The 1427-nt window shown below is 65.4% G+C and carries 1 protein-coding gene; it reads right to left on the reverse strand.

Features of this window, described 5'->3' with window-relative positions:
* Positions 1 to 99 precede the first annotated feature (99 nt).
* Positions 100 to 1353: an IS701 family transposase gene (locus PV761_RS24140; RefSeq protein ID WP_347900044.1), complete on the reverse strand. Its 1254-nt coding sequence runs from the start codon at positions 1351 to 1353 to the stop codon at positions 100 to 102.
* Between the last annotated feature and the right edge of the window lie 74 nt (positions 1354 to 1427).

The raw sequence follows: 1427 nt of genomic DNA on the forward strand, positions 1-1427 counted from the left end.
TAGTACTTTGTTAGGTTGGCGGGGCGTGTTGGCAGTAGGGGCAGCGGCGGAGCTGTCGGATGAGGATCCGTTGGAGTTCTTTGAGGACTCCGTACAGGCTCAGGCTGCCCCTGCTGCTTTTGGGGTGGCAAGGCGTTTTTTGGTGACGAACAGGTGTGCTGCGGACACGAGGGTGACGTGGTGGTGGAAGCCGGGGAAGGACCGTCCTTCGAAGTGGGAGAGGCCGAGACCGGTTTTCAGTTCGCGGTAGTCGTGTTCGATGCGCCACCGGATTTTCGCCAGCCTGACCAGGGTCCTGGTTGGCGTGTCGGCGGGCAGGTCGGAGAGCCAGTAGTCGGTGGGTTCCTTGGCGCCGGGTGGCCATTCGGCGATCAGCCAGGCCTCGGGCAGCGATCCGTCTTCGCCGGGAGCGATGTGCCGGCTCGCGGGCCTGACGCGCAGGGCGAGGAAGCGGGATTTCATGGCCGCGGTCTTGTTGGTGCCGGTGTTCTTGGTGCCGTGCCGCCAGGTGACCCGGCGAAGTTGTCCCCTCCCTGCAGCCACCGCCAGTTCAGCCAGGCTGGCCGGGGCCTGTCGGTAGCGGGGCATACTGGGCCGGCCCCTGGAGGTGGAGCGTTTGGCGGGTTCGGGAACGGCGTTGGCCGGGTAGGCGCTGGTGGATGCCTTGACCGCCATCACCCACGGAATGGACCGCCGGGTCAGCTCGAGCCGGAACAGCGCGTTGTCCCCATATCCGGCGTCGGCAACCGCGACCGGGCACGTACGCCCCCAACGGCCGAGTTCATCGATCATCTCCAGCGCGAGCTCCCACTTGGGCCGGTGCCGCACGTATTCGGGAATCCTTGCCCTGATCCGGCGGGCGGCGATGGCTTCGGCATGCTCGTTGGTGTCCGCAGAGGTATCGTCCCAGGCCTCCGGCACGAACAGGCGCCAGTTCACCGGGGCCGAGGCCTGATCGGTGACCATGTGCACGGTGGAGGCCACCTGGCAGTTGCCGATCTTGCCCAGCGTGCCCGAGTACTGGCGCGCCACGCACGCCGATGCCTTCCCGTCCTTCTTGAAGCCGGTATCGTCGATCACCCACGCCTCCGGTGCGATGGCCTCGTCGGCCAGAACGGCCAGCCGACGGCGGACCGGCTCCACCTTCCACGGCGAAGACGTCACGAACTGCTGCAGCTGCTGGTGGTCCACATCCAGGCGCTCAGCCATCGGCTGCATCGACTTGCGACGCCCCTCCAGCATCAGCCCCTGCAGATACAACCGGCCCTTCGCCCGTTGGTCCTTCCGTCCCAACGAGGCGAAAACCTCCCCGACGTAATCCTCCAGCTCGACCCGCAGCCCCGCTTCTTCCATACCCACGAAACGAAATTAACAGGTCAGGCCAGCGATTAAAAGACCCCTTCACCGAAACCTAACAAAGTACTACT

This window comes from Arthrobacter sp. CC3, from assembly GCF_039907775.1.
GTDB lineage: Bacteria > Actinomycetota > Actinomycetes > Actinomycetales > Micrococcaceae > Arthrobacter.